Raw genomic sequence first — 20,444 nt, forward strand, 5'->3', positions numbered from 1 at the left:
TACATTAAGCAATAGCGCCAGCTAACTTAAGCTGCTCAATCTCTGCATCGTTATAGCCGAGATGCTTTAATATTTCGGTGGTATGCTGCCCTAATCCCGGTGCCAGGCGCGGAGCCACTTTTTCTTCACCCCATACCTTCAATGGGCTGTCAACAGTTTGCATACTCGTATCTGCATCACCGTTTTCGATCTGGCGAATAACGTCATTGGCAATTAACTGCGGATCCCGGGCTATTTCACTGATAGTTTGAACAACACCGAAAGTAACGTGAACCTGATCAAGCACTTCTCTCCAATAAGACAGTGGGTGTTTAATAAATTCCTCCTGCAATACCTGCATTAATTCGATCGCATTGGAATGCCGTGCCTTTGGATCTGCAAATCTTGTATCTGAAAGTAATTCCGGGCGGGCCAGGGCATTTACCAGACCCGGCCAGTCTTTTGCTTCTGCTACAAAAGCCAGTATTAACCAGCGGTCATCTGAAGTTTGATAAGTATTGGCAAGTGCATTGTGTGGTTTTTCCCTGTCCCCCGATGTTCCGGATACAGTTACACCGTCCAGTGCTGCCTGTATCCAGCCGGCGGCAGCCCATGCCCCCTCAGCAATAAGGGAGGTTGATACTTTACAACCGGTACCTGTTTTCTCTCTCCTGTAAAGGCCTGTTACGATAGCTCCATATAATGTACTTGCGGTAGCGTGGTCACCAATACCTGAAACCGGTATTGCCGGCGGACTGCCTTCATTTCTTGCACTGTCCATTAAGCCGGTACGGGCCCAATAGGCTGTAATATCAAAGCCTGGCTTATCGGCTTCCGGCCCCTTCTCGCCATAGCCGGTTATGTCGGCGTAAATAAGTTTGGGATTAATTTCGCTTACTTGCTCATAAGTTATTCCTAAAGGTTTGCGAACATGCGGCGGAAAGTTTACAACAAATACATCGGCCTCGGCAATGAGCTTTTTTAAAATTTTTTGCGCCTCCGCATCTTTCAGATTTAGAGATATGCTGCGTTTATTTCGGTTGGTCAGTTGCCAGAAATAGTTTTTTTTGCTTTTCGGATTAGGTTCAACCATGTATAGGAACCGGTGCGGATCGCCCATTCCCGGAGGTTCGATCTTAATGACATCCGCACCAAAATCTGATAATATGGTAGCAGCGGCCGGACCGGCAATGAAACTGGCACAGTCGATAACCTTCAGGTTACTAAAAATTCCTTTACTGTTTGTCATGATTTAAATTTTAGATAGTGTATTTAGTTATGAAGGGGTTTGTTGTTCCCAAGCAGGTAGGATATCCGCTCCTGTGTTTGATCTGTACCTAATAATGAGAGAAATGCCTGCCTTTCCAGATCAAGAAAATACTGCTCAGAAGTAAAGCCTCCTGCCTGACCGCCACCACACATGATATTGGCTATATGACCGGCTATCACACCGTCATGTACTGTCATTGCTTTTGAATCAATGGCCGATTTAACCTTTTCATCGAAAGCAGTAAATGCATTCCTGCCTAAAACAGGGATGTCATTTCTCATTTTCTTTGGGATATAATCTTCAGAAATAATCATAGCCACCTTTTTTGCTGCTCCTGTTGGTGAAACAGGAGTAGATATAACCAGGTCATCCTCATTCAAAAAGATATTTTTAGCTTCCTCGCCGTTGCGGGATACTTTGGCTTTCAAAATATTTTCGGCCACCTGCATTAGCAATTGCGCAGGCGGAATGCCGGTTTTTGCAGCCTTATAAAAGGCTCTTACAATTAGCTCTTTAGTTCCTCCTCCCGCAGGGATCAGGCCTACACCCGTTTCAACCAACCCCATATGCGTTTCACTGGATGCCACAACAAAAGTGGAATGAAGGCAAACTTCACAACCGCCTCCAAGCACGCTGCTGAAAGGCGCAGCAACTACCGGAACAGGACTTAATTTAAGTGCCATTGTAGCATGCTGCAGGTTAAGGATAGTATTTTCAAGGACATTCCATTTCCCGGATTTGGCAGTTTCCAATATCAGGGCAAGGTTCGCTCCTGCCGAAAAATGCTTTCCGGTATTACCGATGACAAGTCCTTTGAATTCCTTACTTCCCTTTTCACAACCGTTTATGATGATCTCACTGATCTCATCGTTCAATGCATTAGCCTTAGTATGAAATTCTATAATTCCTATTCCATCGCCTGCGTCAAGAATAGTTGCACCATTATTTTCAAGATATATTTTACCGTTACTCCTGATCTTTTCCAGATCAATTGCAATTCCATTCTGAGCAAGATCGGACAGATTAATGTTTAATGCTTTTCCATTCATTATTTTCGGGTTGCTTAAGTTTAAAGAAGATGCCTCTGATCATTAAATGCAGTATAAAGCCACTGCTGCTGCCTGCGGAAAAAACTAAACAAATGCCCCAAACCCGGTGATAGCCTTGCCAACAATGAGTGTATTCATTTCCCGTGTGCCTTCATAAGAATATATAGCTTCAGAATCAGCCACAAAACGACCTATGTTATAATCCAGGAGTATACCATTAGCTCCGAGTACCTCCCGGGCCCAACCAACACATTCTCTCATTTTTACAGTACAAAAAGCTTTTGCCAGTGAGGCGTGTTCATCCTTTAATTTGCCGGCATCCTGTATTTGCGACAACCTGACGCACATCGTTTGGGAGGCTGTAATATTCCCTAACATTTTCACCAGCAAATCCTGCACAAGCTGGAACTTCGCAATTGGTTTTCCGAACTGCATACGGGTTTGAGCATAACGTAAAGCATTTTCATAAGCCCCCATCATACATCCAACAGCTTCCCATGCAACAAAAGACCTGGTCATCCGCAATACCCTCGCGGTATCCCGAAACGAACTGTCTTCCTGCAATCTGTTGGCTTCAGATACTACACAGTTTTCCATAATGATGTGTGCATTTTGGGTAATTCTCAGGGCCATTTTATTTTCAATTTTTTCTGCCCGGAAACCAGGAGTATTATTCTCCACAATAAAACCCTTAACCTGGTTGTCTTCGAGATCCCTTGCCCATATAATAGTTACGTCGCCCCAGGTGGCATTACCGATCCATTTTTTTTCTCCGTTCAGTATCCAATGGTCTCCTTCTCTTTTAGCTGTGGTGAGCAAGCCACCCGATGCTCCTGAACCAATCAGTGGCTCGGTCAAACCAAACGAACCTATTTTTTCCAGGCGGGCCATCTGCGGCAGCCAGTGTTCTTTTTGCTCTTCTGATCCGCAAAGGAAAATCGAGCCCATGGCAAGGCCGCTATGTACACCAAAGAAAGTAGCTATCGAGCAGTCAACACGGGCGAGTTCCATAGCAAGAAAACCGGCAAAAAGAGTACCTCCACCTGCACATCCATAGCCTGTATATCCCGCGCCGGCAATATTCAATTCTTTGAACGACGGCAGAAGTTCAAATGGAAAGGCATCTTTTGCCCAATATTCATTTACTAAGGGATTTGCTTTCTTTTCTGCAAACTCTCTTACTTCGGCAAGTTTCTCCAGCTCCTTGTCCGAAAGACAATCCGCGATCATGTAAAAATCAGAGTTTGGTGCCGGTAAAGCATCAGGTAGATTGGTAGTGCTCATAACAATGAAATTTAAGTTTGTAAATTCAATTATGTTGTTTTACATAGCAAAAGTACCCGGACATCTATGCTTAAATCTTTCGTATTCAAATGATATACTTTCACAATCAAATGATAAATCCCTGCCGATAAATACATAAAAAACAAGCCCCGGAACATTGCCGGGGTTTTGTTTTTAGTGACTGGAAATTAATAATGAATGGTTTGGCAAAACATCACCACAAAAAATGCAGGTGGCCGGAAAGCTCAATATTGCATTCTGCATCGGGGAGTATTAAACGGTAAGTACAATTTTCCCGGTATGCTGATTGGCTTCCAGGCTGCGGTGCGCGTCGGCTACATCGCTTAACTGAAATTTAGGCCCTACTACCGGTTGAAGCTTTCCACTTTCAACGCCGGCTTTCACAAACGCGATAGCTGCTTGCTGTTTAGCATAATCCATAAGCAAATCACCCATATTGTAACCCCTGATCGAAAGCATTTTAAATAAAACCAGAATCGCCGGCCATACTGCCGGTTCAAAGCTCAAAGCACCGTACACGATTATTTGCGCACGCTCGGCCGCTGAGGCTACAAGATGGTCGAAATGCTTCCCGCCTACTGCGTCAAGAATAAGGTCAGCACCCTTTCCTCCGGTTATCGTCAGAACTTCCTTCGCTATATCCTGTTCACCAGTTACGATTACGTGTTGTGCACCCGCGTCTAAAATCGCTTGTTTTTTGGATGCGGAGCTGGTCAGGGCAATGGAAACACCACCTAACAGGTTAACCATTTGGACAATGGCAAGTCCCATATTGCTGGATGCAGCGTTGAACAGTACCACCTGGCCGGGTTGTAAATCAGCGCTGTCCACCAGCATACCATAGGCCGCAATATAGGTTGTCCAAAGTGCAGCGGCTTGTTCAAAGCTTAAATTAGACGGGTGTTTCTGGATAGCGTAAGCGGGCAGCAGGATAAGTTCCCCGTAGGTGCCATATTGTTGATTAGAGAATGCCGGCAACACACTTACTACTTCCCCCGGAACAAGATCTTTTACTTCTTCTCCAACAGCTTCTATGATACCGGCAGCTTCGTACCCCAGCATAGAGGGAAAGATTGGCTGGTATGAATAATTACCACTTCGAAACATGGAATCAACACGGTTAAGACCGATTGCTTTTACTTCCAGACGAACTTCCTGAGGACCGGGAGCAGGTATGCTTACTTGTTCTAACTTTAAAACTTCCGGCCCGCCTACCTGGTGGAAGCGTATACCTTTTACTTGTTTTGTTTGAGTTGACATTTTTATTTTTTTTCTGCAAGTTTAAATAGTATACAGTAACTTTGATATGCTACAAACCCAATGTATGGTACATACAAAAATGTAAGTAATGACAAAAATCAAAGAGAACTCAACAAATAGCCTTAACCGCAAGTTTTTAACTGACTGCGATCTGACCTATGCCTTGCAACTGATGGGCGGCAGATGGAAGCTGTTAATATTAATGCGGCTGAACTCCGGGACGCAGCGATTTGGCGAACTGAAGAAAAAAATAACAAATATAACGGAGCGCATGCTGACGTTACAGCTACGGGAGCTGGAGGCCGATGGATTAATTACCAGGCAGGTATTTGCAGAAGTACCACCAAGAGTTGAATATACATTAACCGATATTGGCCGGGAACTTATATCTATTTGTGATGCACTGCATACCTGGGGAGCCCGGCATCGTTTCCAGGTTGCCGGTGAAGTTTCGGCATTATCACATGAGGATATAGCCGAGTTTAGTGATAACCCGCCAAGCCTCCAATTAAACGAAACGGTTTAATCTTTTTAAGCAAGCGCCTAATGAAAATCTTGCAGACTATGAAAGAAGAAATGACATTGAACATATAAACAATTGTCATTCTGAGCGATAGCGAAGAATCTTCTTCAGCAAGCAGAGCCGCTATACAGAACGGAGAAGATGACCCACCACAACCTAAAAAGGATGTCATACTGAGCGCGTCGAAGTATGGCGGGCAGGCCTCTACGCGCGAGTCTTCGACAGGCTCAGACTGACAGGCCTCTTTTATCATTCACCTTCAGGGTCTCTCGCAGATTTAGGTTAACCCACAAAATTCACGGCCTGAAATTTCAGCAGGAGGCACCTACGGAGCCAAAAAGCCTGCTCTTTTAGAGCTATAAACACGTGGCCCCGCTGGGGCCGGCAATGATTTATAACTTATCCTCTACAAGAGACCTTAAAGGGAACATAAGAGTTTAATTTTTTGCAGCATTCACTAATTCAATCTTCCCATTCACCCTGACCTTCACCTTGTGACCCGAACGGGATGAAATCTTATAACTGGTCACTTTACCGTTATTCCATTCCATATCAACCGTATAGTTACCACGTGCTTTAAATCCATGAATTTGCCCCTGCGCTTTCCAGGCTTCTGGCAGAGCAGGCAACAGATCAATAAAACCGGCATGGCTCTGCACTAACATTTCAGCAATAGCCGCGGTTCCGCCCAGATTGCCATCGATTTGAAACGGTGGACCGGCACCCAATAAGTTCGGATAAACCCCGCCTCCGGCACCATAGTTCATTCCCGTTTTCAGGGTCATTCGCATTAATGTTGTAAATAACCGGAAGGCCCTGTCGCCATCATGCAGTCGTGACCAAAAAAGCATCTTATAAGCCAATGACCAGCCGGTACCATCGTCTCCGCGGGCTTCCAGCGTTTTTTTGGATGCTTCTGCCCATGAAGGTGTTGCCTCCGGTGTAATCTGTGAGGCAGGATAAAGTCCGTATAAATGGGATATATGACGATGAGTAGGCTCAGTTTCCTTATAATCTTCCATCCATTCCATTACTCGCCCGTCTTTTGCAATCCGGGCCGGCGGTGGCAATTGTTTCAATTTTGCAGATAAAAGCTGTTTGAATGCCTCGTCTGTTTTCAGCTTTCCCGCTGCATAAATGGTATTTGTAAACAGCTCACGTACAATTTGGTTGTCAACCGTAGGCCCCATGCAAATACTGGCCATTTTTCCATTGGGCAGGTAAAAAGAATTTTCGGGAGATGACGATGGAGAAGTTACCAGCCAGCCAGACTTAGGATCACGAACAAGAACGCTGCTGTAAAACTGTGCAGCCCCTTTTAATATAGGGTAAATGCTTTTCAGGTATTTCTCATCTTCAGTAAACTGGTAATGCTGCCATAAGTTATTGCAAAGCCATCCCGGCCCTACTTTGGTAAACCCCCAGCTGGCACTTTCCCCCGGCTCGGTAAATCCCCAAACATTAGCGCAAACGTGTGCAATCCAGCCATCAGCATTGTAATATGCCTTAGCTGATCTTTCTCCGTTTTTTATTAAACCGCGCACATATTCAGTTAGCGGCAGATTAAGTTCGGGCAGGTTACCTACTTCTACCGGCCAATGGCACATCTGGATATTCAGGTCTAAATGATAATCACTGTTCCACGGTGTTTGTACCTGGTTAGCCCATAATCCCTGCAAATTAGGTGGCAGCAAACCAACGCGGATACTGCTGATCAATAAATACCTGCCAAATTGAAAAAACAAAGAGGCCAGCTGTGGATCGCCCTGGGGATTGTTCTGAAAATCTAACAGCCGCTGGTTGGTAGGTACATCGGTTTTTGCATCAGTACCAAGGGTTATACTTACACGGCTAAATAATTTCCTGTAATTGGTAATGTGCTGCTGCAATTGCTGATCATAACTTTTTGATTTGGCTGCGGCCAGTATTTGCTCAAGTTGCCCTTTATAATTGGGATTACACCAGTTTGTTTTCGCGCTAACAAACAGCAAAACCTCCGTTGCATTCTCAATCGCCAATTCGTTATTTTCTGTAATAACCCGGCCGTCTTTCAACTTGACGCTTACCAGTCCGGCGTATGCCATACCATCGCCTCCTTTGCCATCTTTTAACCTGCCCGAAATTTCAAGCTGATTACCGGATGCTTTTGTAGTATAACGCTCGGGCCGGTCGATAGAAACGCGAAAGTTCAGTTGCCCCGGTTTATCGGCCACAATACGGATAACATCAACATCATCACCGAAACTGGTAAAATACTCCCGCTTGTAAGTAACCCCGTTTACCTGGTAACTGGAGGTGGCTACCGCGTTTTCAAGAGACAGGCTACGCTTATAGTTTTGTACTTTCAGGCTTGAGCTATCCTTCCCAAAGTATTTAAACTGCAGGTGCAGATTAGCCAGTAACTGGTAACTTCCGAAGGGGGCATTTGCACCTTCGCCATTCCCTGAACCCGCTCCCCTGCAAATAAAATCTTTATTGATAATAACCTGCGCTTCATCGTTTTTCCCTGCTAAAATTAATCTTCGTACTTCCGGCAGTCTTTTATAGGCACCATAGTTATTGGCATCCTGCGGCGATCCCGACCAAAGTGTTATATCGTTTAATACGATATTTTCATTGAATACACCTCCATCAGGCATCATGCCTAAACGTCCGTTTCCAAGGGGCAATGTTTCCTCCCATTGGTTTGCAGGTTTATCATACCATAATTGTAAATTTCTGTCCTGCCCCCGGCAAACGGAGGACATGATGATGCACAAGGCAAAAAGAAAACTAAAAATATTTTTGTTCATTAAATTTATCATACGTGTTTTGCGATTGGTTAATTTTTAGCGTTGATCCTGGACAAAACGTGTTTACCTACAGCAATACCTTGTATTTGCCCTTTTTCAATAGCGTCTTTAAAATGTATGCCTCCCCAAAACCTGGAGATCGTCGCTTCGGCAGAGGCCTGTAAGAATGATTGATATTTCCGGGGTTTTAATCCAAACTTCATCTCCACATTATCGGTATAATGAAAGTTATCACCAAAGTAATACGTTAATATTACGGCCGCGGCAGATGATATCACCGAGTGCCCGCTGATGTATTCCGGAAAAGGCGGTGTTTGTAATAAAGGCCTCCAATTGGGGTCGATATATTTCCGGATAGCAGTTTCCGGCCTGATGCGGTTAGTTCGGTATTTATCGTCCCAGCAACAAATAAAGGCATCGGTTAATGCTATTGCTACTGCAGTATTAACCTGCATCGTTTTTGAAAAAGATAGCCCTGCCTTGCTGCAGGCAATAGCTGTTATCCCCATCCAGTGAGCACCTGGCGAAATCTTTTTTATACCTATCAGCATATGACCGTTGTTCTCCACGGCAAAAGGGTTACAATCCCAAAAACCGGCGATAGTCCTGTGATCCGGGGTAAGTTCCGTTCCGCCGGCTTTATAAACCTGCATTGTATATTTGTAAAACAAGGAGTTCTTATCTGTAGAAAAAGGCACAGGCGGTTCCGGGAGAAACTGGGATGCCGAATCAAGGGTAAAAGGCCTTATTGTATTAAAATACGGTTCGACGGCAGCCATATAAACTGGAGGAGTCGGCGCCCAGCTTCCTTCTCTTTTAAGAGGTGAGTACCTTGTGTAGTTGCTTATCCTGTTATACTTATCAGCTTTTACATATTTTAAAATTTGTTTACTGATCACCTGTGCATAATGCAGTGAGCTATCAATTACTGAATTGCTGAAGCCAATATTTTTACAGGAATCAATAAAGTTTTCCTGTTCAACTTTCATCAACTTGCCGGATGGCTGCAGTTTAGCGGCGGTCTCTATCATACATAAGATTGCACTCAACCGGTAATCATATCCCCCTAAGCCGTCCGGTTTCTGAATTTCAGGATATCCGTTAAGTTTAACCCTCATACTTTTGACTGCTGTGTCATTTTGAGCAACGATCTCGTATCCGGCCAGGCACGTGTAAGCAAAAAACCGGGCTGCCAATGGCGGATTGGTTACATCATGTATCATTATGGCCGACATCCTGCCGGTGACCCTGCTAATATCCCCGCAGCCTAATTGCGGTTGCCTCACCTGCTTGCAGCTTAAGATCATCAATAATGATATAAGCGTAAAAGCTCCGTTTTGAATATGGCGGGTCCTTCTCATTTCTTCATAATTTTCAGGGGCTTATAAGCTTGTACCGGTGCCTGGTTTATACCTATCAGTAATGTGTGATTAAGATTCAATACGCTTCTTACATCCCCTTTAACAGCAAAGCCGGATTCAGCTTGCGGCACATAATTAAAGTTACCCTGTTTATCTCCCCGCAATAGTATTCCGTAATTTGCATCATATTTCCCAAACCTGAGCCTTGCCTTGTTGATATTACCACATAACAGCAAATCGGCATTCCCGTTCTGGTTATAATCAAGTTCGGTAATGGTAAATATGGGAGAATACTGCACCTGCTGCGGCAGATCCTTTTCATATAATTTACTACCCTTATCACTTAAAAAACAAGCAGTTTTAAAATAATTTGCTTTCAGGTGATTTGCACCCTGCATTTCTTCAGGAGTAAACAGTTCATGCAATGTAGCATTGGCAAAGCTTTCATAATCCGGGAAGCGGGTGCGCATCATGCTTATCTGATCCAATAGCTCATCGCGGGTGAGGTATGGATAACTCTTATGCTGTATATAAAAACATAATATGGGGTCAACCGAACCATTATCGTCAAAATCTTTAAAATACATTTCTGCCGGTTCGTGATCTGTTCCTATATACTGCGTATTAAACCCCTGGTTACCGGCCAGCAAATCAGGATGGCCATCATGATTGATATCGGTTATCAGCAAGGTATTCCACCAGCCTATATAGTCATGAGGGAGATATGACCGGGTTTGATTGACTAATTGATTACCTTTATTGATCATAATAGTTATGGGCATCCATTCGCCGACTAACACCAGATCCGGTTTTTTGTCGCCGTTCATATCCGTCCATCCGGCATCGGTAACCATTCCAATATATTTTAGCTGGGGGGCGATTCGCCTGGTCTGATCGGTAAAATGGCCTTTGCCATCATTGATCAGCAGATAGCTTTCCGGGGTTTCCGGATATCGTCCCGGTACCACCCTGCCACCTACAAATAAGTCAGGAAAGCCATCTCCGTTAATATCAGCAGCTTTAACACAGCTTTTGCTGCTCCGCATAACAGGAAGGGCACCGATTGAACGTGTAAACCCGCCTTTGCCGTTGTTGAGATATAACCTGTCCTGCAACACCTCATCACCTGGTTTTATATCGTCATATCCCCCCGAACAAACATACAGATCGGGACGGCCATCACCATTCGCGTCGAAAAAAACTGCCCCGGCCTCTGTGCTTTTTTCATCGGCTTCAAAAGCAGGTTCACTCTTCGTCACAAATGTCCCATCTTTTCGCTGTAAGTATAATTGCCCGGGCTTACCATATCCTCCCCCGATAAACACATCCTCCAGTCCATCAGCATTCACATCTGCTTTAGCCATACATGGCGTTGAAAAAGACATCGGGTTTACCATCAACGGCTGGCGTTTGAAGTCATTTAATGTACTCAAAGACTGGATATAGGGGACAGGAGATTTTACCGGAGTAAAAAGCGGCTGAATTGGTTTCGGCTTCTTATATGTTCTGCCTGCATTGTTTTCGTTTACCACAAGCACCTGATCAGCCCTGATATTACGAAGCATTTGCGTCCCGCCGCATTCCCATACAACGAGTACACTATCAATGGCTTTCGTATTTCCGAGGCCAAAATGCAATACAGGACTTACGCTGGACTGATATCCGCGGGTTGGCATCTGTTCGAGGTATTGTTTTTTATCCCCATAAAACAGGGTAACTTTTGCTCCTATTCCCTGCGTATTCAGTTCCTTCCCTTTTAGCTTAATATCCAGATAATGACTGCTCCCTTGCCTGTTGCCTTTGTTTTCATATACAAATGCTGCCTGGTTAATATTATTAACAACGAGGTCCAGGTCGCCATCATTGTCCAGGTCGGCGTAAGCAGCACCGTTACTGTTCGACGCCCGGGATATCCCCCATTCTGAGCTCGTATTCTTAAAAACACCATTGCCATTATTCTTAAACAGGTAACTTTTCACATCCGTCGATGGCATATGTTTAAGAAGTTCTACAATGTGCTCTTTCCTTACATCCTTGCCCAGGGAACTTAAAAAGTCGTTACGATATTTGACAAAATCGTTATTGGTTAAATCGCGAAGCAATCCATTGGTGACAAACAGGTCTTTCCAACCATCGTTGTCGTAGTCTGCAAACAGCGGCGCCCAGCTCCAATCGGTATTGGAGATCCCTGACAACTGACCGGTCTCGGAAAATAAACCATTGCCATTATTTATTTGCAACATATTGCGCATATACTGGTAGTAGAACCCTACACGCAGATTTTGATCAAACAACTCATAGTTATCCGGATTGAACAGGTTCTTTTGCCTTGCATTGCTTTCGGGAAGCATGTCGAGGGTGTAAATATCCGGCAAACCGTCATTATTAATATCGGCAACATCATTTCCCATCGAAAAAAGAGATGTATGACCAATTTGAGAAGTCAACCTATCTGTAAAAGTTCCATTGCCGTTGTTGATATATAAACGATCAGGTACGGCATAATCATTGGAAACATAAATATCAGGCCAGCCATCGCCGTTGATATCGGCAATTCCGGCCCCCAGCCCGTATGATAACCCGGAGTTATGTATACCGGCCTGTAAAGTGATATCGGTAAAATGGCCTTTATCATTCCTGAATAACTTTGTGCCACTAAGCGGATCCGGCACCTTTTCAATCATGGGCACGGTGGCATCATCGAGGTTTGTAAATTGCCGCGGGTTATGATCAAGCAGGAGCATGTCCAGATCGCCATCATGATCATAATCAAAAAAATAGGCCTGTGTACTGAAAGAACCGTCAGCAATTCCATATTTTTCCGCTTCATCTATAAAATGCGGCACTCCACTGGCATCATTACCCTGGTTTACAAAAAGCTGATTTTTTCGCTCGTTTATGGGTTTCGCCCCTGAATAACAAACATAGATATCCAATTTGCCATCGCCATTGATATCAACCATAGTAGCTCCGGTTTTCCAGCCGCCTGAACGCCCCGCAACACCAGCAGTTGACGTAATGTCTTCAAACTGCATCTGTCCCTTATTCAAATACAATTGATCGTTGGTCATATTACCAGTAAAGTAGATATCCTGCAAGCCGTCACCGTTCAGATCGGCAACTGCAACGCCCCCTCCATTATAAAAATACTGGTACAGGAGCACATTGTTTTCGGCGGTTTCCGTTAGCTGATTGTTGAACAGTATATGGGTTTGCTCCGGGCTGAGTAAAGTAAAAAGCTTATCAGGAACAGTTGGGTTATTACTTTTGCAGCCTGTGTAAAACAAGCAAGCACTTATTAATATAATACCTATAAATACCTTCTTCATTAAATACCGCTGCTAAGAAAGTCTGGATATAATTTCAATTACATTGTATTTGTAACGCAAGCCATGTATATGATGAATTGGACCTGTTTTTAGCAAACAGGTCCAATTGCAATCAGCCATTGATTAATGCGCATTTAATAGCCGGGATTTTGTTTTAATTTTCCTCCTGAAGCCAGTATTTCGCTTTGCGGAATAGGCATCCAGTAGTTTTTATCCTCAAAATGACGGTTGGTTAAAGCTATGAATTTGGTATAGGTGATTGTACCATTTGCATTTTTGGTCGGCAAAATCCCGTATGCCGGAACATTTTCTGTAACATTTGCGATCTTCCACCTGCGTACATCATAAAAACGGTGATCTTCAAAACACAACTCCACCTGCCGCTCATTTCTAATTTTATCTCTCATGGCCGACTGTGACAAACCAGGAGTAACCGGGGGCATTCCTACCCGTGCCCGAATCTGGTTCAAAGCGCTGTATACCGAATTATCAGGCCCTACGGCTTCGTTTTGTGCTTCGGCAAAATTTAATAACACTTCAGCATAGCGGATATATTTAAAAGGCTGTGTTTGTGTTTGATCTTTATAAAGATTGTTTTGATCACCAGCATTTAAGCTTTCATCCATATACTTAAGCAGGTAATAGCCAGAGTGGGTTGTATTCCAGGCACCGATGCCATCTTTACTATCAAGTCCTCCGGGAACAAAAGTTTCTACATTACGGCCGCGGTAAGGGTGACCATTATATAACACCGTTGCCGCTAAGCGGGGATCCCTGTTGGTATACGGATCCTGTGGGTTGTAGCCGGAAGAAGGGTCGGTTATGGTCTTGCCATCTTTTGTTTCAAAGGCATCTATAAAGTTTTGCAAGGGTGTATTTCCGCCCCATCCGTTATAACCATTCGGGCCATTCGTCAACTCCAGAGCTGAGTGTCCGCCGGTTGACGAATATACCCGCTCATAAATATCTTCACTGGTTTTATTTATCAGGAACTCATTACGGTAATTGCTGTATAAACTAAAGCTATTCAGATCCATAACTGCTTTGGCCGCTGCCGATGCAGCTGTCCACTTGGTAGGGTCATTAGCTCCTCCTGTATACAAAGGGCTTGCCGAATAAAGCAATAATCTCGCTTTTAGCGCCATGGCGGCCGGCATAGAGGCCCGTCCTTCGGCAAGGTTAATGCCTTTGAGTCCCTGTATTGCCAGATCCAGCTCGCTAACCGCATATTTAATCACATCCTGAACCGGGCTCCTTACATAAAGCGGATCAAAATTCCTATCGTCCAGGCCCCAAACCTTGTCGCCAACAAGCGGTACATCACCGTAAGTTCTCAGGAGATCATGATAACGATAAGCCCTGATAAAGTGCAGTTCGGCTTTTAACCTGTTTTTTGTATAAGTACTCATAGGTACAGCATCAATATTCGCCAGTGCATAATTAACCTCACGGATACTGCGATAACCCCTGATCCAGAAATTACCCATCCAGCTTTCATTATCCGGTGTTTGTATTCCCTGCTGTAAAAGGTTTGAACCGGCATCCTGGGTATGTATTGATTCATCGGTAGCCGAGCTCATGAACGGAGAGTCAAATCCCCGTTGGAAACTTGGCCCGGTATTTTCTGAAGTAAGTGTAACCCCGATATAACGGCCAACAACATATGCTTCTGTTAACGCAGAATCTGCAAATATCGATTCGTTGGATATCAGATTGGTTGGAGTTGTATTCAGATAATCCTTCTTACAGGCAGTTAACAACGAAATGCTCATTGCTGCCATCAGCGCTGTGTATTTAGATATATTTTTCATCTGATTTAAAAGGTTACGTTAACACCCAGGTTATAAATTTTTTGTTGCGGATAAAAGTATCCCGTTTCATTGTTGCCTTCCGGATCGTAATCCTTCAGGGAAGTGAAGGTCAGGAGATTGAAACCGCTGGCATAGATCCTGACACCGCTGAGCTTTATTTTTGATACAAAACTACGGGGTAGGTTATAGCCTAACTGAACATTTTTAAGACGCAGGAAAGAAGTGTTTCTTAACCAGAAGGTACTTCTGTAATTGCCGTAAAATGTACCCGACCTGTCGTCGGCCCTTGGATAAGTGCCGCCGGTATTGGTAGGGCTCCATCTGTTATCGGCCCATGAGCTTGGGAAATTAGCAATGGTTCCGGCGTCAGGCAGCAAATATTGAACAACTTTTGCCTGTCCTGAAAACAAAATACTCAGGTCAAAATTTTTGTAGGCAGCACCCGCGGTAATACCATAAACAATTTCCGGAACATTTGATTTATTCGACCTTACGCGGTCTGAAGCCGTTATTTGTCCGTCCTTATTATAATCCAGATATTTTAAATCGCCGGGGATAGTGCCTGGTAAATGCGGATATGCATCAATTTCTGCCTGTGTTTTAAAAACACCCTCAGCCTGGTAAAACAAGTCTGACCCTAAAGGCAGGCTTGTATACTTCTGGTACGGCAGGGTATTCGGTGCTTCATCCAGGAACAAAACTTTGTTTTTGTTATAGGTAAAGTTACCACCCACATTAAAACTAAAATCATTTAGTTTTTTGGTATAATTTATTTCCACTTCAAAGCCCTGGTTTTGTATACTTCCAATATTTTCATCCGGTATCTGATCGCTGGTTATACCGGAAACACCGGGAATACTCGCACTCCTTTGCGCAAGGATATTAGACCTCTTTTCTTTAAACCAGTTCAAAACAACCGAAAAATCATTCAACACAGTGGCATCGAGACCTATATTATATTTATTAGCAACTTCCCAGGTGATGTTGGGATTCCCGATTTTATTATAACTAATACCGGTTGTGCTAACAGGCGGTACTCCGGTAGCCAATGACTGCTGATAAGCAAAGTTATCCAAATATTGGTAAGTGGATACACGATCGTTACCCAATCTGCCATATGAAGCCCTTAATTTCAAGCTGTTAACTACCTTTGAATCTTTAAGCCATGATTCTGAAGAAATTCTCCAGCCTAAAGAAACTCCAGGAAAGAGGCCAAATCGTTTTCCGGGAGGAAAAACAGTCGACCCATCATCCCTCAATTGAAACTCGGCCAGGTATTTATCTTTATAGTCATAATTAATCCGGCCAAAATAATTTTGACGGGCTGTACGGTAACTGCCCCCGCTGTTTCCAAGGTCTGTAGGCAGTGGCCCGCCCTGGCTCAATTCAGGAAGGTCTGTTGATAAGAAATTATACCGTTGTGCACTGAATGTAGATTCATTTGTCTGGCTTTGTTCAACTGCGAAAAATGCAGAAACATTATGAGCGCCGAAACGTCTGGCGTAATTTAGTTTAACATTTGTGGTAACTAAACTAATGGTTTCCGTTCCCTGGCTTAAATTCGGTGCCGAAGGGCCTGCTTTAACAACATCATAATTATGAGTGGTTTTATTATACTGATAGGTTACCCACGGTTTTGAGAATTGCTTGCTGTTGCTGATAGATTGGTCTACAGCCACAAATCCATCAAGAGACAGCCCTTTAACAGGCAGCTGATAGCTTCCGGTTAATGTTCCGTTGAACACATTAACGGCCCCGTTCAATGTTCCTACCGTATTGCCGTTAACCATAACCGCAGGGTTTTGCCCACCGGCATCGGCCTGGGATGGCAGCCCGTTGGGATAAAAGGCAGGGATGGTTGGATATTGATTATAAGTTAATCCAAAAATGGTACCTGCTCCAATTCCGGCAGGCGTTATCCTTTTTTCCTGCCTGTAACCCATCTCAAGCCCTAATTTCATCCTTTCATTTACCTTCACGCCCACGTTACCAAGTACATTGTTTTGCCTGTACTTAGTTGCACCGTTTTTGTATAAGCCATCCTGGTACTGGTTTCCTAATGAAAAATAATAATCTACAATATCAGTACCGCCGCGTACTGTAAGATCTTGCTTATCCTGTAAGGCAACTGATTTAAGCACTTCTTTTTCCCAATTGGTATTTGGAAAACTGATCGGGTCTGTCCCGTCCCCAAACTTTGCGATATCAGCAGCCGAATAAGTTTGGTTTAACCCGCCTGCCGGATTATTATAATAGGCAAGTTCGTTTTGAATGGTAGCAAAGGTTTTAGCATCAGCCATTCTCGGAAGGTTCGTCGGTTGGTTCCATCCCTGGTTATATGAATAGGTTAAAGTCGGCGTACCCAGTTTTCCTTTTTTGGTAGTGATCAGGATTACTCCGTTTGCTGCCTGCGCACCGTATATCGCGGCCGATGCATCCTTTAAAACAGAAACGCTTTCTATATCATTGGGATTGAGGCGTTCCAAACCGCCCAAACGGTTGGCAACACCATCAATTACAACCAGCGGACTGTTATCCCCCGTAGTACTTCGACCGCGGATTAAGAGGCTTGAACCGTCATAACCGGGCTCGCCTGAACTGTTCAGCCCTATTACCCCGGGTACCCTCCCGGCAAAGGAATTTGAAAGGTTCGGTTCCGGACTTTTAACCAGGTCGGCACCTTTTACTGAGGCAACAGCCCCGGTCAGCGATTCCTTTTTCTGAGTTCCATAACCTACAACTACAACTTCGTTTAAGTCCCGTGTTTTTTTATCCGGAAACAGCCGGACATTTACTGTGGAGGCGCCCCCAACTGTAACTGTTTTTGATTCGTAACCTAAAAATGAAAATATCAGGACCGCATTGTTATCCGGAACCGAAATTTTAAAAGAACCTTTCGTACTTGTTGCGGTTCCGTTAGCGGTTCCTTTAATCAGTACGGAAACCCCGGGCATTGGCAGCCCTTCTTCATCTGTTACCATGCCGGAAACCTCTTTTCCTGCAGCTGTATTTTGGGCATATACTTTATTCCCAAGCAACACAACCATGTTGATCAGAACAAGTAAGCGCACCATTTTCAAGAGAGTTGAAAATTTCATCATATATAATTTAAGTGGTATGCAATCAGGCAGGGCCTGTTTTATAATTGGTAAAAATTTATTGGTGGTCGAAGAATTATTTACTCATACAGTTTCAATTAGGTCTAATAATCAGTTAATTAATTAGGTTTAGGGAAGATTATATAAACAGCCCGCAATAACAGGGTGTAAAACCTCGATTGTTTATTGTCAGATACCTAACAGCTGCCTGTTAAAAGGCTCATCACTACCTGATGAAGCAAAATCATCAAAAGCACGTTCGGTAACCCTGATGATATGATCTTTGATAAATGAGGCCCCTTCTCTTGCTCCATCTTCCGGATGTTTAAGCGCGCATTCCCATTCTAATACTGCCCAGCCCTTATAATCATATTGGGTGAGTTTGCTGAAGATCTGTTTAAAATCAACCTGCCCATCTCCCGGTGAGCGGAAACGTCCGGCCCGGTTGGCCCAATTTTGGTAACCGCCGTAAACACCCTGCCTGCCTGTTGGATTAAATTCAGCATCCTTTACATGGAACATTTTGATACGTTCATGATAGATGTCGATATATTCTAAATAGTCAAGGCACTGCAATACAAAGTGCGAAGGATCAAACAGCAGGTTTGCACGTTTATGATTGTTCACTTTTTCGAGAAAGATTTCATAAGTGATGCCATCATGGAGGTCTTCTCCCGGGTGGATCTCATAGCAAAGATCAATACCGTTTTCCTCGTAAACATCCAGTATCGGTTTCCAGCGTTTAGCCAGCTCATCGAAGCCCGTGCCTACTATGCCAGCGGGCCGTTGCGGCCATGGGTACATCATTGGCCAAAGCAAAGCGCCACTAAAAGTTACAGAAGCGGCAAGTCCTAAATTTTTCGATGCTGCTGCCGCATATTTCACTTGCTGAACAGCCCATTTTTGCCTTTCGGCCGGATTATTACGGCATGCCTCTGGTGCGAAAGCATCAAAAAGTGAGTCATAAACCGGGTTTACAGCTACCAGCTGACCCTGCAGGTGAGTTGATAGTTCGGTTATCTCCAATCCGGCAGCATTAACAATTCCTTTGATCTCATCGGCATAGGTTTTACTTTCTGCAGCCTTTTGCAGATCAATAAAACGGGCATCATTAGTTGGCAGCTGAACACCTTTGTAGCCAAGCCCGGCGGCCCATTTACAGATAGATTCGAGGCTGTTAAATGGTGCAGTATCACCCATAAACTGGGCTAAAAATATGGCTGGTCCTTTAATGCTTGTCATTATGTTTTTAAATAGAAAATTCTGTCCACTTTTTATCTGATTTTCCCGAGGCGATTACATTTTCAATAAACGCCATGCCCCTTACCCCCTCTTTTATACCTGGATAATCCAATGCTTCCGGCAAAGCTGCTTTACCTTCCAAACCGGCTTTTATTGTTAATGCAAAGTTGCGGTACAGGTTGGCGAAGGCTTCTAAATACCCTTCAGGGTGACCGGGGGGAGTGCGTGTATTTTGCAGCGCAAATAAACTGGTGTAACCGGCACCAGCACGCCAAACTTCAACAGGCTTATCGATATACATTATCCTTAGGGAATTAGCATCGTTTTGTTGCCATTCCAAACCACCCGTTTCACCATAAACACGTATTTTAAGATTATTTTCCTCGCCGGCGGCTATTTGAGAGGCCGTCAATACGCCGCTTGCCCCATTGTTGAATTTGAGCAACGCGGCACCGTCGTCATCCAGTTTACGGTCCTGAACCACAATATTGATATCAGCACAAATTTGGGTAACCTCTAAACCTGTCACATATTCGGCCAGGTTAAATGCATGTGTGCCTATATCACCCATGGCACCGGCAATGCCACTTTTGCCCGGATCGGTACGCCAAGAAGCTTGCTTATTGCCATCACCTTCCAGAAAAGTGCTGAGCCAGCCCTGCGGATAATCTACGTATACTTTGCGGATGGTACCTAATTTACCGGCATTGATCAGTTGCCGGGCCTCCTTTATCATAGGATAATCGGTATAGGTATGGGTAAGACAAAATAATTTACCCGTTGTTCTCACTACCCTATCCAGCACTTTGGCTTCGGCCAGTGAAAAGGTCATGGGTTTATCTAAAATTACATGAAAGCCGTTCTCCAGCGCCATCTTTGCCGGAGCGAAGTGCAGATGATTGGGTGTTACAATACTGATCACCTGCACACGCTCGTGTTCAGGTAATTGTTTTTCCTGTTCAATGAGTTCGGTATATGAGTTATAAACGCGATTGGCAGGTAGCCCCAGTAACAAACCGCTGGCCTGCGAGCTTTTAGCATCACTGCTAAAAGCACCGCAAACCAATTCGTATTCCCAATCAATACGCGCAGCTATACGGTGCACGGCACCAATGAACGTTCCCTGTCCCCCGCCAATCATTCCTAATCTTAATCTCATTTTAACTCATTCGTTTAAAAAGTTGTGGTTAGCAACCTTTAAATTTTTGACTGATCTGTTTCTTTAAGAAACACGGTTTAAATTGTTAACTGTCACAGTTACAGGTGTTAATTTTTTGTGCAGGACTTCAAAATATTATTCAAACTGTATCAACAAATGTATCTGCCGTTTGAATAAGTGAATTGCGGCCTATTAACCCATTTTTGATATATTTTACCCTTACCTGGTTTATTCCCGGTAAAAGCGAAAAAAATGTTTATATTTTG

The 20,444-nt window shown here is 44.0% G+C and carries 12 protein-coding genes; 1 reads left to right on the top strand and 11 read right to left on the bottom strand.

Annotation, left to right across the window (positions count from 1 at the left end):
• Positions 1-4: 4 nt before the first annotated feature.
• From ACFFGT_RS02050 to ACFFGT_RS02065, 4 genes are all read right to left on the bottom strand, one after another.
• Positions 5-1,228: a CaiB/BaiF CoA transferase family protein gene (locus ACFFGT_RS02050; RefSeq protein WP_377020831.1), complete on the bottom strand. Its 1,224-nt coding sequence runs from the start codon at positions 1,226-1,228 to the stop codon at positions 5-7.
• Positions 1,229-1,251: 23 nt separating this feature from the next.
• Positions 1,252-2,298, bottom strand: a complete 1,047-nt coding sequence (locus ACFFGT_RS02055; protein ID WP_377020832.1) for an enoyl-CoA hydratase/isomerase family protein — start codon at positions 2,296-2,298, stop codon at positions 1,252-1,254.
• Positions 2,299-2,382: 84 nt separating this feature from the next.
• A complete protein-coding gene (locus ACFFGT_RS02060) occupies positions 2,383-3,582 on the bottom strand; it encodes an acyl-CoA dehydrogenase family protein (protein ID WP_377020833.1) in 1,200 nt (399 codons plus the stop codon).
• 273 nt (positions 3,583-3,855) lie between these two features.
• On the bottom strand, positions 3,856-4,863 hold the full coding sequence (locus ACFFGT_RS02065) for a zinc-dependent alcohol dehydrogenase family protein (protein WP_377020834.1): 1,008 nt from the start codon (positions 4,861-4,863) through the stop codon (positions 3,856-3,858).
• Between the two features lie 88 nt (positions 4,864-4,951).
• Here ACFFGT_RS02065 and ACFFGT_RS02070 point away from each other — a divergent pair, with 88 nt between their 5' ends.
• Complete coding sequence (locus ACFFGT_RS02070; RefSeq protein WP_377020835.1) at positions 4,952-5,389, top strand: winged helix-turn-helix transcriptional regulator; 438 nt, start codon at positions 4,952-4,954, stop codon at positions 5,387-5,389.
• Between the two features lie 434 nt (positions 5,390-5,823).
• Here the strand turns inward: ACFFGT_RS02070 and ACFFGT_RS02075 are convergent, their stop codons facing one another.
• From ACFFGT_RS02075 to ACFFGT_RS02105, 7 genes are all read right to left on the bottom strand, one after another.
• Positions 5,824-8,178: a glycoside hydrolase family 95 protein gene (locus ACFFGT_RS02075; protein WP_377020836.1), complete on the bottom strand. Its 2,355-nt coding sequence runs from the start codon at positions 8,176-8,178 to the stop codon at positions 5,824-5,826.
• Positions 8,179-8,207: 29 nt separating this feature from the next.
• Positions 8,208-9,539: a vanadium-dependent haloperoxidase gene (locus ACFFGT_RS02080; protein ID WP_377020837.1), complete on the bottom strand. Its 1,332-nt coding sequence runs from the start codon at positions 9,537-9,539 to the stop codon at positions 8,208-8,210.
• Entirely contained in the window at positions 9,536-12,868 is a 3,333-nt protein-coding gene (locus ACFFGT_RS02085) for a VCBS repeat-containing protein (protein WP_377020838.1), read from the bottom strand. Before ACFFGT_RS02085 ends, ACFFGT_RS02080 begins: the two co-directional genes overlap by 4 nt.
• 134 nt (positions 12,869-13,002) lie before the next feature.
• The gene (locus ACFFGT_RS02090; protein WP_377020839.1) at positions 13,003-14,679 is read right to left on the bottom strand and encodes a RagB/SusD family nutrient uptake outer membrane protein; all 1,677 of its coding nucleotides are present in this window, start codon (positions 14,677-14,679) and stop codon (positions 13,003-13,005) included.
• A 5-nt stretch (positions 14,680-14,684) separates the two neighbouring features.
• Positions 14,685-17,780 carry a SusC/RagA family TonB-linked outer membrane protein gene (locus ACFFGT_RS02095; protein WP_377020840.1) on the bottom strand — a complete coding sequence of 1,032 codons (3,096 nt, stop codon included), beginning with the start codon at positions 17,778-17,780 and terminating at the stop codon, positions 14,685-14,687.
• Positions 17,781-17,966: 186 nt separating this feature from the next.
• Positions 17,967-19,019 carry a sugar phosphate isomerase/epimerase family protein gene (locus ACFFGT_RS02100; protein WP_377020841.1) on the bottom strand — a complete coding sequence of 351 codons (1,053 nt, stop codon included), beginning with the start codon at positions 19,017-19,019 and terminating at the stop codon, positions 17,967-17,969.
• 7 nt (positions 19,020-19,026) lie between these two features.
• A complete protein-coding gene (locus tag ACFFGT_RS02105) occupies positions 19,027-20,178 on the bottom strand; it encodes a Gfo/Idh/MocA family protein (RefSeq protein ID WP_377020842.1) in 1,152 nt (383 codons plus the stop codon).
• Between the last annotated feature and the right edge of the window lie 266 nt (positions 20,179-20,444).

This window comes from Mucilaginibacter angelicae (genome assembly GCF_042434235.1).
GTDB classification, from domain to species: Bacteria; Bacteroidota; Bacteroidia; order Sphingobacteriales; family Sphingobacteriaceae; genus Mucilaginibacter; species Mucilaginibacter angelicae.

What these genes read in the sequence shown, in the direction of transcription:
- ACFFGT_RS02050 (WP_377020831.1), bottom strand. Translation starts at nt 1,228, where the DNA reads ATGACAAACAGTAAAGGAATTTTTAGTAACCTGAAGGTTATCGACTGT.
- ACFFGT_RS02055 (WP_377020832.1), bottom strand. Translation starts at nt 2,298, where the DNA reads ATGAATGGAAAAGCATTAAACATTAATCTGTCCGATCTTGCTCAGAAT.
- ACFFGT_RS02060 (WP_377020833.1), bottom strand. Translation starts at nt 3,582, where the DNA reads ATGAGCACTACCAATCTACCTGATGCTTTACCGGCACCAAACTCTGAT.
- ACFFGT_RS02065 (WP_377020834.1), bottom strand. Translation starts at nt 4,863, where the DNA reads ATGTCAACTCAAACAAAACAAGTAAAAGGTATACGCTTCCACCAGGTA.
- ACFFGT_RS02070 (WP_377020835.1), top strand. Translation starts at nt 4,952, where the DNA reads ATGACAAAAATCAAAGAGAACTCAACAAATAGCCTTAACCGCAAGTTT.
- ACFFGT_RS02075 (WP_377020836.1), bottom strand. Translation starts at nt 8,178, where the DNA reads ATGAACAAAAATATTTTTAGTTTTCTTTTTGCCTTGTGCATCATCATG.
- ACFFGT_RS02080 (WP_377020837.1), bottom strand. Translation starts at nt 9,539, where the DNA reads ATGAGAAGGACCCGCCATATTCAAAACGGAGCTTTTACGCTTATATCA.
- ACFFGT_RS02085 (WP_377020838.1), bottom strand. Translation starts at nt 12,868, where the DNA reads ATGAAGAAGGTATTTATAGGTATTATATTAATAAGTGCTTGCTTGTTT.
- ACFFGT_RS02090 (WP_377020839.1), bottom strand. Translation starts at nt 14,679, where the DNA reads ATGAAAAATATATCTAAATACACAGCGCTGATGGCAGCAATGAGCATT.
- ACFFGT_RS02095 (WP_377020840.1), bottom strand. Translation starts at nt 17,780, where the DNA reads ATGATGAAATTTTCAACTCTCTTGAAAATGGTGCGCTTACTTGTTCTG.
- ACFFGT_RS02100 (WP_377020841.1), bottom strand. Translation starts at nt 19,019, where the DNA reads ATGACAAGCATTAAAGGACCAGCCATATTTTTAGCCCAGTTTATGGGT.
- ACFFGT_RS02105 (WP_377020842.1), bottom strand. Translation starts at nt 20,178, where the DNA reads ATGAGATTAAGATTAGGAATGATTGGCGGGGGACAGGGAACGTTCATT.